Below are 13,845 nucleotides of genomic sequence, written 5' to 3'. Positions count from 1 at the left end.
CTCGAAAGAAACGAGGATGCGGAAGTGGCGGCACAACTTCTGGACGGCCGTTCGGTGTCGTCGGCGATACTGGCCGAACTGAGGGCGGAAGTGGTGGAGTTCGGCCGGGTGCACGGCCGACGGCCGGCACTGGCGACGGTGCTCGTGGGCGATGACCCGGCCTCACACACGTATGTACGGATGAAGGTCAACCGCTGTGGTCAGGTCGGGATCCAGTCGCGCCGGCTCGATCTCGACGCCGGCATCGACACCGAGGAACTGCGCCGTGTCATCAGCGACCTGTCGGCCGATCCCGAGGTCGACGGCATCCTGCTGCAGCATCCGGTGCCCGACCACATCGACGAGCGCGCCGCGTTCGAGGCGATCGACCCCGCCAAGGACGTCGACGGGGTGACCCGGACGTCGTTCGCGGCCATGGCCTTCACCGAGGAGGGGTTCGCGTCCGCGACGCCGGGCGGGATCCTGGCGCTGCTGGACGCCTACGACGTGCCACTCGCAGGCCGCCACGCGGTGGTGGTCGGCCGTAGCGCCATCCTGGGCAAACCCATGGGGATGCTCCTGCTGGGGCGTGACGCGACAGTGACGTACTGCCATTCGCGGACGGCGGACCTGCGCGAGCACGTCGAGCGCGCCGACATCGTCGTGGCGGCGGTCGGAGTGCCGGAACTCATCAAGGGCGAGTGGATCAAGCCGGGCGCGGTGGTGGTCGACGCGGGGTACGCCGACAACCGGGGCGACGTCGAGTTCGACACGGCCGCGGAGCGTGCTTCCTTCATCACCCCGGTCCCCGGCGGCGTGGGGCCGATGACGATCGCGACCCTTCTCGTACAGACCGTTCGCGGAGCCCAGCGGCGGACAGCCGCCGCCGTACCGGCCCGCCAGCACGTCTAGGGCCTGTTCCGAGTTGCCCCGCGGTGTCGCGACGCCCGGCACGCACGCTCGCCGCACCGGCCGAATGTCCGAGTGGCTCCGCTACCAGGTCATTCGGCCGGCACGCCGATCGCACGCACCGAACACCGCTCCTTCTCCCACGGGGCGACTCAGAACAGGCCCCAGGCCGGTTCGTGAGTCCGGGGTGCGAGGGCCCGGGCATGCGCAGCCTCGCCGAGTGCCGGGGTGCCGAGATTCCGTAGTGGGTGGGGCGTGGTGGCCCGTCACGTTGACCAAGGCGACGTCCGCGTGAGTGGTGTACGAGGGCCGTGCGGTGATTTTGTCGGGCGGCCGCGCGGCGAACTCGGTGGGCAGGACGGTCTCGTCGTCCGCCCCTGTCGAGCGGACCGGGCCGGCGTGGGCGCCGGAGACGACAAGCTCCGCTCGGGCCAGGAGGAAGGCCGTGTGCAGGGCACGCAGACCGGGGAAGAGGGCTCGCAGCCCCTCCGTGCCCATCGCCTGGTTGATCGGGTTCCTCCGGGGGCCCAGAACCCGTCGACGGCGTGCGCCACCGCGTTGAGCCCGCTGGAGACGGCCAGTTGGCCGGGCAGGCTCGCCATCAGGGACGCGTCGTAGACGACGACCTTCGGCAGCACCTTGTCGTCGACGCCGGTGGTCTTGCGCCCGGCCTCGGTGATGCCCCACACGCTCGTCGCCTCGGAGCCCGCGAAGGTGGTCGGCACCGCGTCGATCGGCAGGCCGGCGTCGCGGGCGACGATCTTGGCCAGGCCGATGGAGGACCCGCCGCCGATGGTGATGACCGCGTCGGCCTCCTGTGCCCGCGCGAGTGCGACGGTCCGCGCCGCGTTCTCGATCGGCACGTGCTGGACGATCTCGTGGACTCGCGCCACGACGGGGTCCGTTCGGCGATCGCGTCGGACAGCGCCGACGCGAACACGTCCGCGATGAGGAGGACCCGCTTCGCGCCGAGGCCTTCGACCGCCTCGACCGTGTTGGCGACCGCGGCGCCGGTGCCGAAGAGCACCCGCTGGCCCTATGTCGTGTGGTCGAAGGTGATCGTCATGTGGTTGTCCTTGAGTCGTGGCCGTCGATGCGCAGCAGCCAGTCCACCAGGTGCGACGCGACCGCGGCGGGTGCTTCGAGGGGCGAGAGGTGGCCGATCCCCTCCAGGACGTGCAGCTCCGCGTCCGGGATCGAGCCCGCCATCTCCTCGCTCAGCCCGAGAGGTGTGATCGCGTCCGCGTCGCCAGCGACGATCAACGTCGGCACCGCGATCTTCGAAGTCTCCGATGTGCGGTCACGACGGCCCAGCACTGCGAGCTGCTGGGCCTTGAAGACCTCGGTCCCCAGGTCACGGGCCATGGAGGCCGCGAGGGCGGTCACATCGGGCCGGTTCGGCGCGACGGTGCCACTGATCCGGTCCACCGCCTCGTCGAACCGACCGGACTCGGCCAGCGCGATGAGACCGACGGAGCTTTTCCTGCGGTCGGGCGGTGCGGCGATCGCGGACGTGTTCAGCAGCGCCAGCCCCGCGACTCGTCCGGTCCCCCGGAGCACGACGTCAAGGGAGACGTAGCCACCCATCGAGATCCCGGCCAGGTAGAACCGGTCCGGTGCCTGGGCGAGCACGTCGTCCGCCATGGACTCGATCGAGTCCCCGGTGGCCCGAACGACCACACATTCGACTGCGATGCGCTCGTGGACGTGGTCGACGACCGGCTGCCACAGCCGGGCGTCGGAACCCAACGCGCGCACAAGGACCAATGGATACTGGAGCAACGGCCGGCTCCCTTTCTTGTCGCTCTGCGGCACCGGATACGGCGGGTGCGGGGCTTGGACTAGGAGGCGGCGCCGTCGACGCTCAGGATGGTGCCGGAGGTGAAGCCCGCGTCCTCGGAGACCAGGTACGCGACGGACGCCGCGATTTCGTGCGCCGTACCGGTCCGTCCGGCCGGAATCGCCGCCCGAATGGCGGCCTGGTCGGTTTCGCGGAGAGACTCGAACACCGTCCTCACCCGGCCCTGCTCGGGGAGAATGAGCCCGGGGGAGACCGCGTTCACGGTGATTCCGCTGCGGGTGAGGTCCTTGGCGAGCTGCTTGGTGAAGCCGTTGATCGCCGCCTTGGACGTCGCGTAGGGAAGCAGTGCGCCGACCGTCCCTGACGGGCCGGAGAGACCGCCCGACACCGCGGACGAGAAGTTGACGATCCGGCCGTGGCCGTTCCGGCGCATGATCGGAACGGCGTACTTGCAGCACAGGAACATGCTCGTGACGTTGTTGCCCAGCACCGTCTGCCATGTCTGCGATGACAGGTCTTCGATGTCCCGGACCTGCACCGTCCCGCTGCCGCCCGCGGTGTTTACGAGAACGTCGACGCGCCCGAACTCCGCGTCAATCTCCCTGAACGCGTCCGCGACGAGTTCCTCACCGGAGAGATCCACCGGGATCGCCTTGACCGGGGTCTCGGCGAAGCGGCTCTCGATCTTCTCCTTGGTGCGGTCCAGTCCTTCTTTCTGCAGGTCGAGAAGGGCGATCGCGAATCCCTCACCGGCCAGGCGGAACGCGATCTCCGCCCCCAGCCCCTGGGCCGCACCCGTAATGACGGCACTCCGCCGGTTCGCCACGTCACTCACTACTGACACTCCTCGTTGATCGCACAACCACCACTCGTCCCTCGCCGCTGAGACACGGCGAGGGTTCTTCAGCGCATGAACTCGTCGACGGCCTGCCAGCGCAGTTCCCGTCGCAGCAGCGCCCGCAGCCTGACGAACTGAGCGCGCCGTTCGAAGGCCAGCACGCCGGCCACCACCTCGCCCCTGCGGTAGAGGATGAGCAGGCCGTCGTCGGTGCTGCTCTCCACGATCTCCTCGTCACCGGTCAGATGGCCGGCGAACTGGATGCGGACGCCGTGCTGGTCCGACCAGAAGTAGGGCACGTTCGCGAAGTCGTCGCCCTTGGCCCCGGAGATGAGTTTCGCGGCGTTCATTCCCGCGGCGCGCCCCTGTTCGGCGGCGCTCGTCCAGTGCTCGATCCGCATCGCGGTGTCGAACCGCGCGTTGGGCCAGCGGACGATGTCGCCGGCGACGAACACGTTGTCCGCCGCCCGGAGGGTGGCGTCGGCCAGGATCCCGTTGTCGAACGTCAGCCCGGAGCCCCGGAGCCAGTCGATCGATGGACGGACGCCGACGCCGACGACGATCACGTCGGCGGGAACCAGTGTCCCGTCGCCGAGCACCAGCCGGCGGCGCCCGTCCTCCTCGGTGATGTCGACGACGCCGTTGCCGAGGAACAGACCGACGCCCGCGTCCCGGTGCAGCGCCGCGTAGGCGTCGGCGACCCGTTCGCCGAACCGGTCCAGGGGCTTCGCCGCCAGGTCGATGAGCGAGACGGTGCGCTTCGCCTTCACGAGCGTCGAGGCGAACTCGCCGCCGATGAAGCCGGCTCCGACGACGGCGACGGAGGCCTCCGGGTCGGCGACCGCCGCGCGCAGGGCGGTCGCGTCCTCGAAACGGCGCAGCGCGTGCACACGGGGACGACCGGCGAACAACGGCGGGACGATCGCTTCGCACCCGGTCGCGATGACGAGCGCGCGATAGGTCAGTGTCCCGTCGGGCAGGACAACGGTGTTCGACTTCGTGTCGAGCGACAGGGCACGCGTGTTGAGCCTGAAGTCGACACCGCTGTCGCGCAGGCCCGCCGCGAACGGATAGACCAGCGCGTCCACGTCGAGTCGGTCGTCCAGAGCGACCTTGGACAGCGGCGGGAGCTCGTAAGGCAGATGAGGCTCGTCGCTGATGACCGTGACGCTGAGCTCCGGGGCGTGTCGGGCGACGGCCTCCGCGGCCCGAAGACCGGCGGTCGACCCGCCGACGACAGCGACGTCGGTAGTGGATGTGGTCACGGTCTTAGGCCTCCGTGAGAGTGCACACGGCGGCGATGGTGCCGTCCGTGCCGCGAGCCTCGGCGCCGCGCCCCAGCCCGTCCGCGCCGGGGACGACGGTGATGGTCTGCGGCTTGGTCAACGGTGAGACGAAGCGGTAGGCGAAGATCCTGCCCTGCAGGCCGATGCCCTGGCGGCGGAGATGCTCGCCCGCCATGAGCGCCAGCAGGGGTCCGTGGATGACGAGACCGTCGTACCCCTCCTGCTTGCACCAGTCCAGGTCGTAGTGGATGCGGTGCCCGTTGTAGGTCAACGCCGAGAACCGGAACAGCAGCCGCTCGTCGACCGCGAGGTCCAACGTCGGCCCGGCCGGCGCCGGCGGCGGCGCCGACGGGGTCGGCAGCGCCCCGGAGCCGGGCGCACGGTAGACGATGTCCTGCTCCTCCCGGATCACCAGTTCGCCGCCCTGGAAGATCTCCTGCAGCACGGTCGTCAGCGTCAGCGGCCCGGTCCGGCCCACCTTGTCGACGGAACTCTTGATCGAGGTCACCTTTGTCGCGGGTTCCCCGATCACCTGGCCGCCCAGCGTCGTCACCCGCCCGCCGCCGAACATCCGCCGGCGTCCCGGGCCGGGAGGAGCGGGGATTCCCGTCACGGGGTGCCCGTCCTCGCCGAAGTCCTGCCCCAGGCTGCGCTCCAGCAGATACGTCCAGTGCCACAGCGGGGGCACGGGGTCTCCCGCGGCGTGCGGGATCTCGATGTCCAGCGCGGCCGCCAGAGACTCCGCCGGCTCGGACGCGATGACCTCGGTCCGCTCGACGGTCTGTGTCACCTCGCTCGTCACCACGTCACTCCTCTCGTCTTCCTGCGCGAAGAGCGCGCAGCAGCTCCGACAGGTCCGGAGCGGTGTCCAGGTTCTCGACCGCCCGCACCAGGTTGCGCGCGACCCCGGGCCCGTAGGGCGCGAGCAGTGCCTGCGCCTTGTCCACGACCTCCGCGTGCGAAAGCGGCTTCTGCGCCGATCTCTTGGCGGTGGTGGGGTTGCCGGCGAAGAGCGTCACCGTCTCGCCGTCCGTGAGCTCCACGTCCAGTCGCGGCCCGTCCTCCAGCTGGATGTCGCTGTCGATGTGCATCGAGATCTTCTGGAGCGTCGCCCGGATGCCGGGATCGTCGACGCGCGGCGGGTCGAACTGCTCCAGCCCGACGCTCCTGTTGTTCAGCGCGACCGCCACGGCGTACGGAAGGCTGAACTGGGCGTCGAAAACCGTCTCGATGGGGTCGACCGACAGCATGTTGACCGCTGTCTCCCCGGCCGTGATCGCGATACGACGTACGTCCTCGGGCTTGAGATCCCGTGTATGGATGAGCGAGAGCAACGTGTCGATCGTGGAGTGGCTTCCCCGGCAGCACGCGTAGGGCTTGAGGTACGCGGTCGCGACGTTGAAGTCGACGCCGAGTTCGTGCAGCGCCTTCTCCGGGAATCCCTGTCCGCCGTTGTAGAGGGAGAACAGGCCGCCCCACTCGGCCTCGAAGATCCGCCGTGGGCCGGTGACCCCGGCGCGCGAGCAGCGCGGCGTCGACACCGGTCTCCCCGGCTTTTCCGGGATGGATCCCCTTGGTCCACGCACCGTCCTCGATGAACGCCCAGACGCCGCCCGTGAAGGAACCTGCGATGCCCAGGGCGTCGGCGAAGCGTTCGGCGTCCAGTCCCAGGGCCTTTCGCGCCGGCGGCGGCAGCGGCGAGGCTGCCCATGGTGCCGCTGGAGTGCCAGCCCCGGTCGGTGTGCGCGGCGAAGCCGCCGAGCGCCTGCAGGGCGCGATAGCCGATGTCGTACCCGGCGATCGTCGCGGCGATCAGCGCCCGTCCGTCGGCCCCGGTCGCCTCGGCGACGGCTATGGCTGTCGGCAGCACGGTGGACCCCGCGTGCCCCGGCCCGCCTCCGTCGTCGAAGTCGCGCGCGTGGGCCGACGTCTCGTTCGCGAGTGCCGCGTGGGACGGCGGGAGCAGGAACGGCGTCCCCCAGACGGTGCTCCCTGAAGTGGTCTGCTGCACGCTGGTCAGAGCGGTCCTGACCTGCTGCGCCTCGTCGGTGTTCACCCCGGCGAGCGCCACTGCCAGCGTGTCCAGGATGTTGTCCTTGACCCGCTCGACCTCTTCGGCCGGGATCTCGTCGAACGACAGGTCGGCCAGTGCGAGGCAGACGTTCCGTCAGTGAACTCTTCGTGTCGGTCATCACGCCCCGCCTACGGCCTGAGGTCGACGGCGAGTGACTGCACGAGCCACCGGCCGCCGAGCTGCCCGATCTCGGTGTCGTCCTCGTGGACGACGGCGTTCGGGAAGCGCTTGACCAGGTACGCGACGACCTCTTCCATCTCGACCCGCGCGAGACCCTGCCCGAGGCAGTTGTGACTGCCCGTGCTGAAGGTCAGCGGCTGGTTGCGCTCACGCCCGAGCACGAACTCCGAGGGGTTCTCGAAGCGCGCCGGGTCGCGGTTGGCCGACCAGACCGCCACGTGCACGTCCGAGCCGGCCGGGACGACGGTTCCGTTCAGCTCGATGTCCTCGCCCGCGATCTTGCTCACGATCCCGGGCCGGGGATAGAGCCGGAGCACCTCGACGACGGCATCCGGGATGAGCGAGGGATCCTTGACGAGTCGCTGCCAGATCTCGCGGTCGCTCAGCAGCGTCCACACCACCAGACCCGTCTGGTGGGTGGTGTTGACCGAGCTCGCCTCCAGCATGGCGGCGGCTTCGTTGAAGAGCTCGTCCTCGGTGAGCTTGCCCGCGTCGTGCTGCCCGATGAGGAACGACAACATGTCCTCGCCCAGCCCCTGTGCGCGCTTGCTTGCGACGAGGGCTTTCAGATAGGCGAACAGTTCGGCGTACGCGCTGATGATGGTCGGCGTCTGGCTCGGGTCGCGGTTCAGCAGCGACAGCGTCCGCTCGGAGAGACTCGCGACCTTGGGGGCGTCCTCGGCCGGCGCGCCGGCGAGGTGGCAGTACACCCGCGCGGGGAGGCGCTGGTCGACGGCACCGTGGAAGTCGACCGGCGCCGACGGGTCGAGGTCGGCGGCGAGGTCCTGGATGATCTCGCGCAGGACGCCGCGGATGTTCTCGACGGTCGCCGGCCCCATGAAGCGCGCCAGCGGCATACGCAGCTTGAGATGGCGCGGGCCTTCGGCCCTGAGCATGCTGTTCGCGCGGAACTCGTGCACCGGGCCGTCCGTGATGCCGAATTCCTCCATCAGCGTGAGGGCGGCGTTCTTGAACCGGCCGTCACGCAGTACGGCGGTCGCGAGCTCGTAGCTCAGGACCGTGTAGCCGTCGGAGCCCAGTGCGAGAGCGCCCTCGGCCAGGGCACCGCCCGGGTGCGCGACGGCATCGGGCGAAAACGGTTCGAAGTGCGGCAGTGTGGTGGTCATGACCGGGAGATCGCCCCCAGAGGACAGCAGAGGATGGCTTCCTCAAGCTCATCCGCTCGATCGTCTTCGACGTCGGTCTTCAACTGCTCCAGCAGCCCGTCCCCGCCGATCCGGAACACGTCCGGCATCAGTGCCGCACAGGTGCCGTTGGCATCGCACCGGGCGAAATCCACTTTGACCTCGACCATCTTGAGAACTCCTTCCTTGCGGAGCCCTCCCCGGTGGATGCGCGTCGAGCCAAGCGGTCGGGGGCTCCTGCTGCCTCAACACTGCGCCGGTCGGTGCCATCTCACAAATATAAAAAGTATGCATCTCGGATATGGAAAATAGATGACTTGCTGCCGGGATGAGAGCGGCCGTGGCTGACGGCAGCCGGGGGAGGCCCCGTTGGCGCCGGACGGTCGAGCGCACGCACGCTCAGCCTCGGTTCCCACGTCGAGCCCTGCGTGCCGGCCGCAAGTGGTTGCCCGACGCGACCGGCACTTCAGGTCCGATCCGCCGGGGCCCGGCGTTCGTGCCCCTCTGGCATCGGGCGACCAGCAACTTCGAAGTTGGCACGCGCTGCTGGGCGCTCGCCGCGCTCACCGCCGCCCGGGCCGACGTCGGCCGGGCGCTCGCCCCCGACGTGCCCCAGGACCTGCCAGATCTGGAAGCGGCAGCCGAGAGCCAAACGCCAACGGAAGCGTGACTCCAGGCCTATCGGCGACGCCGAGGCTCGCCGCGCCTACGTGGCTGTCACGCGAACCTGCCACCGACCCGATATGAGGCCTGTCTTGGAGCGACAACCGCCCCGACGGGTTCCGCCCATGACATCGAGCTGCCCCCGGACAATTGCAGCGGGACGGGCCCCCGTCGGCAACACATTCGGTCAGGCCGCGTGTATGAGTTGCTCGGCCCAGATCGTCTTGCCCGTGCGGGTGTAGCGAGTGCCCCACCGCTCGGTGAGCTGGGCGACGAGCAGCAGCCCGCGGCCGCCCTCGTCGCTCAGCCGGGCTCGGCGCAGATGTGGGCTGATGCTGCTGCCGTCGGACACTTCGCAGGTGAGCGTCTGCTCCTTGATCAGACGCAGCCGGATCGGCCCGGTGGCGTAGCGGATGGCGTTGGTGACCAGCTCGCTGACGACGAGTTCGGTGATGAACGCAGCGTCGTCCTCCAGTCCCCAGGCGGCGAGGCGGTCACAGACGCGCCGACGGGCCTCGGCCACTATCGCGGGATCGCTGGGCAGGTCCCACGAGGCCAGATTGTCCTGGCCGAGGCCCCGGGCGCGGATCAGGAGAAGGGCGACGTCGTCGGCGTCTGGTTGCGGGTGCAGCGTGTTCAGGACGGTGTCGCAGAGGGCTTCGAGTGAGGGCGCAGGCCTGGCGAGTGCCTGGCGCAGGGCGCGGATCCCTTCGTCGATGTCGTGGTCGCGGCTCTTGCACAGGCCGTCGGTGAACAGGGCGAGCAGGCTGCCTTCAGTTATCTGCGGCTCGGCCGTCTCGAAGGGCAGGCTGCCCAGTCCGAGGGGAGGGCCGGCGGGCAGGTCGACGACCTGGGTGGTGCCGTCCGGGTGGACCAGGATCGGAGCTGGATGGCCGGCCCGGGCCAGGGCGCAGGATCTGGAGACGGGGTTGTAGACGGCGTAGAGGCAGGTGGCGCCCACGTCACCGGGGATGACGTCGTCGGCGACGTCGTCTGGAGGCACGGAGTGGGTCACGATGTCGTCGAGGTGGGTGAGGAGTTCGTCGGGCGGCAGGTCGATGTCGGCGAGGGTGCGCACCGCCATGCGGAGGCGGCCCATGGCGGCCGAGGCGCCGATGCCGTGGCCCACGACATCGCCGACGACGAGGCCGACCCGCGCTCCGGGCAGGGGGATCACGTCGAACCAGTCACCGCCGGTGCCGGCGCTGCCGCCTGCCGGCACGTAGCGGGAGGCCGTTTCCACGGCCGGATGGACCGTCGGCCCCCGGGGAAGCAGGGAGCGCTGGAGCGCCAGTGCGATGCCACGCTCGTGTGTGAAGCGGCGGGCGTTGTCCAGACAGACCGCGGCTCTGGAGACCAGGTCCTCGGTGATGGTCAGGTCGTCGGGGCCGAAGGGATCCGGTGAAGTCGCGTACCTGAGGAGAAGGACCGTCCCGAGGACCACGCCGTGGGCCCGGATGGGCAGCGCGATCAGGGAGTGCGCCCCGAAGGCGTCGGCGTGGGCCGCGTGGAGAGGGTCCTCGGCCAGCCATCGGATGATGTCGGGAGCCTTGAGATCATGCAGTTCCGCAGGGCCGCCGGCCAGGCAGCGAGCGAGGGGGGACGAAGGTGGTGGTGTGTGGACGTCGCCGGAGTCGAGTACGGCGCTGCGCGGAAGGGGGCGGGAGCAGCTTTGTGCCGCCCGACGCAGTACTGCAAGGCCGGGCGCAGGCAGCACACCGCGAAGGACGACGTCCAGCAGATCGACGCTGACGAAGTCGGCGAACCGGGGTACCACGACGTCCGCGAGCTCCTGCGCGGTGCCCGCCACGTCGAGGGTCATGCCGATGCGGGTCCGGGCCTCGCTCAACAGGGCGAGTCGCTCGCGGGTGTTGTACTGCGTGGAGTAGTCCTCTGCGGCCAGGCCCACTGCGCACACACGGCCGTCCACGTCCTTGAGAGGGAAGATGTCGAGGCCCCAGGCATGTGCTCTGGTCTCCTCTGGAAGCCGTACGAACAGTTCGGTGGACTCGGGGTTGCCGGTTTTGCCCACCCGTAGGATCCGCCGCTCGACTTCCTCGAAGGGGGGCCCAAGGAAGAATTCGGTGACGCGTTGGCCGCGGACCTCGTGATCGGGGAAGCCCGCCACCCGCTCGGCGGCTGCGTTCGCTGAGAGCGTCCGCCCGTTGGGATCAAAGATCGTGAGGACTCGGGGCTGTAGTTCGAACATCCACTGTTTGAGCGTGTTGTCCCTCGGCGTCAGTGCTTCCGACGCCGGCAGGGCCGTCACCAGGGCGGCCTGCTCTTGTCGCGCGTCCAGCAGGGGGAACAGGTGGGCCCGGGTGTCCAGCAGGCGCCCGTCACGGTGGCGGAACGTGGAGCCGTCGGGGGAGAGGAGACGGGCCAGGGGACTGCCGATGATCTCTGTTGGGGCATATCCCAGAAGGTCCTGTGCTTCGCGGCTCCAATACGCCACAAGTCCGCGGCTGTCCGTCACGGCGACGGTGACGGAGGCGTCGAGGCTTGTCCCATCCGGTTGGCGAGTGCGACGGTCGGGCAGCTCGCCGAAGTGCTCCATGGTGGCGTTCCTGGCCCTTCTGCCTCATGAACAGGCACGCTCCACGATCGTCTGGCAGGTGACGAATGGCAAGGCGGGCGGTGGTCGGACAGTGAGGCGAGGACGCCGACGGCCCCTTGCGGCATGCCGCCGTCCGATGTGTGGTCAGTAGGCCAGTCGCAGGGGTGTGACGATGTTCGCGGCCACCAACGAGGCCCGGCCCGGGCGGACGTGTGGCGTGTCCGTCCGGGCCGGGCCGGGGTGCGCTTCAGAAGATCGTGTTGTCGTTCGCCGATGTCGCCGGCACGGCCTGCATTACGTCCCAGTGCTCGACGATCTTCCCGTTCTGCACGCGGAAGAGGTCGACAACCGACTGGCCGCGGTCGCCGGGGCCGGTGATGAAGTTGCTGTGGACGGCGACCAGGTCTCCCTGGGCGATGATCCGCTTGGGGAGGGCCGTCGACTGCGGGAACGCCTCGAAGTAGGGGCTCAGCGTGGCCTTCAGCCCGTCAGGGCCGTCGGGGGTGATCGGGTTGTGCTGGATGTAGTTGGGAGAGTCGTACTTGTCGATGGCGGACAGGTCCTCGCGCACCATTAGCTGGTCGAAGAACGCGGTCACCAGCTTCTTGTTGTAGGCGGTGAGCGACTGCGGTCCGAGCTGCTGGGTCGGGGGCTGGCTGTTCATGGAGAACATGTCGTTGCCGCTGGCCGTGGTCGCGGGCACGTCCTGGATGCTGTCCCAGTGCTCGGCGATCTTCCCGCCCTGGAAGCGGTAGATGTCGAACTGGGCGCTGCCGAGGGTACCCGGCGTCGCGATGACGTTGGAGTGCACGACCACCAGGTCGCCCTCGGAGATGACCCGCTTGACGTTGACCTTGGCGTCGGGGAACTGCTGGTGGATGGCGATGCCGAGCTTCTTGAACGCCTCGGTGCCGTCGGGGAGCGTCGGGTTGTGCTGGATGTAGTTCGGGAGCACGTAGCGGTCGACGACCTCGGTGTCTCCGCGCTCGAACAGCCCCTTGAGGACCGCGACGGCAACGGACTTCTGGTAGGCGAGGCGGGCGCTCTCGCCGTGGCCGGCGGCGACGTGGTGACTGGCGTGCCAGGCGGTGGCGGCCGACGGGGTGGCAGCGGTGGCGGGCACGGCGGCGACGGCGGTGAGGCCGGTGAGGGCTGCGGCCACGAGCGTGGCGGCGAGAGTCCTGCGGGCGGATGCGGTGGTAGTCATGACGCTCGAATCTCCGAACCTGGTGAGGAGGGCATAGTCGCTGGAAGTTCAAATTTGAACCTTCGACCTCTATGTAAGCACCAGATGGTTGAAGGTTCAAGTTCTTGAGGGGGTGATGTTTCAGTCCGGACTGCTCCGGGGATCCCTCGCCCCTGATCGCATCGCGAGGGGTGGGGCGGGGAGGTGGTGGACGTTCGGCGGACCCGTACGCAGACCTCCTGCTGGGGTGCCGGTGGGCCACGGGTCCCAGCCCTGCGCAGGGCCGGCAGGACTCGCCCGCACGTCGACCGGGCGGTGCTGTCAGGCCCCGAGCCGGGGGCTACGTCAGTTGCGAGAACATGTCGTGGCCGCTGGCAGTCGTCTCGGGGACCTCCTGGAGCACGTCCCAGTGCTCGACGATCTTGCCTTCGCTGTTGAAGCGCCAGATGTCGACGACCGCCGAGTTCAGCGGCTTGTAGTACGAGTGGGCTACGACGAAGTCGCCCTCCGCGATGACCCGGTGGACCTCGACCCCGACCGGGCCGAGTTCGCCGAAGAGCGCCCTCAGTGCCTGGCGTCCGTCGGGGTCTGGGAGTTGTGCTGCACGTAGTCTTCGACCATCAGGTCGTCGAAGGCGTTCACGTCTCTCGCCCGGAGTGCGGCGAAAACCCTCGCCACCGCCTGCTTGTTGCGTTCCGTGTGCGTCATGAGTCCTCCTCGTGTCGTCTGCTTGTCGTGATGGCTCAAAGGCACTGCTCGAACAGGGGGCCGTCAGTCTCCGTCGGCATGCCGGGGATGGCGTGTGGTCGCGCCTGGTGGCCGTGCTCAGTCGTGTGGGCCGAGGGTGGCGATCAGCGGATTTCGCCGGCGGTCTGTATGCCGCTCCAGCGGCTGGCCTCGGCACGGTTGTTGATCCAGTCGCCGAGCTGTTCCCGCTTCCAAGGCGGCACCTTGGTCGCGGAGACGTTGAGGTCGCGCGCGACTCCGACCACGCGGCATCCCCGGTTGACCGCGAAGCGGCGGAGGTCGAGCTCCTGACGGACGGGGGAGGTGGTCTCTTCCGTGAGCCGGAGAGGCGGATGGAGAGGAGAGCACGAGGCGCATTTGCCGGGAGGTCTGCTTCTCTGACTTGGAGATCCGCGAGCTCCCGCAGTTCCGCAGCTGACCACTCTATGTCGTGCACTGGCCGAACCTAACCGTCGATTGCCGATTGACGGTTTTGGGCGC

General features: G+C 69.1%; 13 protein-coding genes and 3 pseudogenes. 1 reads left to right on the top strand and 15 read right to left on the bottom strand.

Annotated features, from left to right (window positions below; all coding sequences use genetic code 11):
* The first annotated feature begins 24 nt into the window (after positions 1-24).
* Positions 25-891 carry a bifunctional 5,10-methylenetetrahydrofolate dehydrogenase/5,10-methenyltetrahydrofolate cyclohydrolase gene (locus ABT009_RS22230; RefSeq protein WP_351297468.1) on the top strand — a complete coding sequence of 289 codons (867 nt, stop codon included), beginning with the start codon at positions 25-27 and terminating at the stop codon, positions 889-891.
* A gap of 263 nt (positions 892-1,154) precedes the next feature.
* Here ABT009_RS22230 and ABT009_RS22225 read toward each other — a convergent pair whose 3' ends face one another.
* The 15 genes and pseudogenes from ABT009_RS22225 to ABT009_RS22155 form a co-directional block, all read right to left on the bottom strand.
* Positions 1,155-1,781 (bottom strand): iron-containing alcohol dehydrogenase, encoded by a 627-nt coding sequence (locus ABT009_RS22225; RefSeq protein ID WP_351297465.1) that lies wholly within the window; start codon positions 1,779-1,781, stop codon positions 1,155-1,157.
* Positions 1,782-1,950: 169 nt separating this feature from the next.
* Positions 1,951-2,670 (bottom strand): alpha/beta fold hydrolase, encoded by a 720-nt coding sequence (locus ABT009_RS22220; protein WP_351297462.1) that lies wholly within the window; start codon positions 2,668-2,670, stop codon positions 1,951-1,953.
* Positions 2,671-2,729: 59 nt separating this feature from the next.
* Complete coding sequence (locus ABT009_RS22215; RefSeq protein ID WP_351297459.1) at positions 2,730-3,524, bottom strand: SDR family NAD(P)-dependent oxidoreductase; 795 nt, start codon at positions 3,522-3,524, stop codon at positions 2,730-2,732.
* Between the two features lie 68 nt (positions 3,525-3,592).
* Positions 3,593-4,792 carry an NAD(P)/FAD-dependent oxidoreductase gene (locus ABT009_RS22210; protein ID WP_351297456.1) on the bottom strand — a complete coding sequence of 400 codons (1,200 nt, stop codon included), beginning with the start codon at positions 4,790-4,792 and terminating at the stop codon, positions 3,593-3,595.
* Positions 4,793-4,796: 4 nt separating this feature from the next.
* Entirely contained in the window at positions 4,797-5,615 is an 819-nt protein-coding gene (locus ABT009_RS22205) for an HTD2 family dehydratase (RefSeq protein WP_351297453.1), read from the bottom strand.
* 4 nt (positions 5,616-5,619) lie between these two features.
* Positions 5,620-6,354 (bottom strand): MmgE/PrpD family protein, encoded by a 735-nt coding sequence (locus ABT009_RS22200; protein WP_351297450.1) that lies wholly within the window; start codon positions 6,352-6,354, stop codon positions 5,620-5,622.
* A 25-nt stretch (positions 6,355-6,379) separates the two neighbouring features.
* A pseudogene (locus ABT009_RS22195) lies at positions 6,380-6,445 on the bottom strand (hypothetical protein); the annotation flags it as partial.
* Between the two features lie 106 nt (positions 6,446-6,551).
* Positions 6,552-6,902 (bottom strand): annotated as a pseudogene (locus ABT009_RS22190) (MmgE/PrpD family protein); the annotation flags it as partial.
* A 113-nt stretch (positions 6,903-7,015) separates the two neighbouring features.
* Complete coding sequence (locus tag ABT009_RS22185) at positions 7,016-8,194, bottom strand: cytochrome P450 (RefSeq protein ID WP_351297447.1); 1,179 nt, start codon at positions 8,192-8,194, stop codon at positions 7,016-7,018.
* Positions 8,191-8,382 carry a ferredoxin gene (locus tag ABT009_RS22180; RefSeq protein WP_351297444.1) on the bottom strand — a complete coding sequence of 64 codons (192 nt, stop codon included), beginning with the start codon at positions 8,380-8,382 and terminating at the stop codon, positions 8,191-8,193. The genes ABT009_RS22185 and ABT009_RS22180 overlap by 4 nt, the downstream gene beginning before the upstream one ends.
* A 680-nt stretch (positions 8,383-9,062) precedes the next feature.
* Positions 9,063-11,432, bottom strand: coding sequence for an ATP-binding SpoIIE family protein phosphatase (locus tag ABT009_RS22175; protein WP_351297441.1), 2,370 nt, complete (start codon positions 11,430-11,432; stop codon positions 9,063-9,065).
* Positions 11,433-11,679: 247 nt separating this feature from the next.
* Positions 11,680-12,639: a nuclear transport factor 2 family protein gene (locus ABT009_RS22170; protein ID WP_351297438.1), complete on the bottom strand. Its 960-nt coding sequence runs from the start codon at positions 12,637-12,639 to the stop codon at positions 11,680-11,682.
* Positions 12,640-12,958: 319 nt separating this feature from the next.
* Positions 12,959-13,186 carry a nuclear transport factor 2 family protein gene (locus ABT009_RS22165; RefSeq protein ID WP_351298020.1) on the bottom strand — a complete coding sequence of 76 codons (228 nt, stop codon included), beginning with the start codon at positions 13,184-13,186 and terminating at the stop codon, positions 12,959-12,961.
* Positions 13,183-13,326: a hypothetical protein gene (locus ABT009_RS22160; protein WP_351298073.1), complete on the bottom strand. Its 144-nt coding sequence runs from the start codon at positions 13,324-13,326 to the stop codon at positions 13,183-13,185. The genes ABT009_RS22165 and ABT009_RS22160 overlap by 4 nt, the downstream gene beginning before the upstream one ends.
* 191 nt (positions 13,327-13,517) lie before the next feature.
* A pseudogene (locus tag ABT009_RS22155) lies at positions 13,518-13,801 on the bottom strand (recombinase family protein); the annotation flags it as partial.
* Between the last annotated feature and the right edge of the window lie 44 nt (positions 13,802-13,845).

The sequence above is a fragment of the Streptomyces sp. NPDC002896 genome, from assembly GCF_040295225.1.
Taxonomy (GTDB): domain Bacteria; phylum Actinomycetota; class Actinomycetes; order Streptomycetales; family Streptomycetaceae; genus Streptomyces.
Note: the sequence above shows the minus strand (reverse complement) of the source record. Positions and strands in the feature narration are given on the sequence as shown.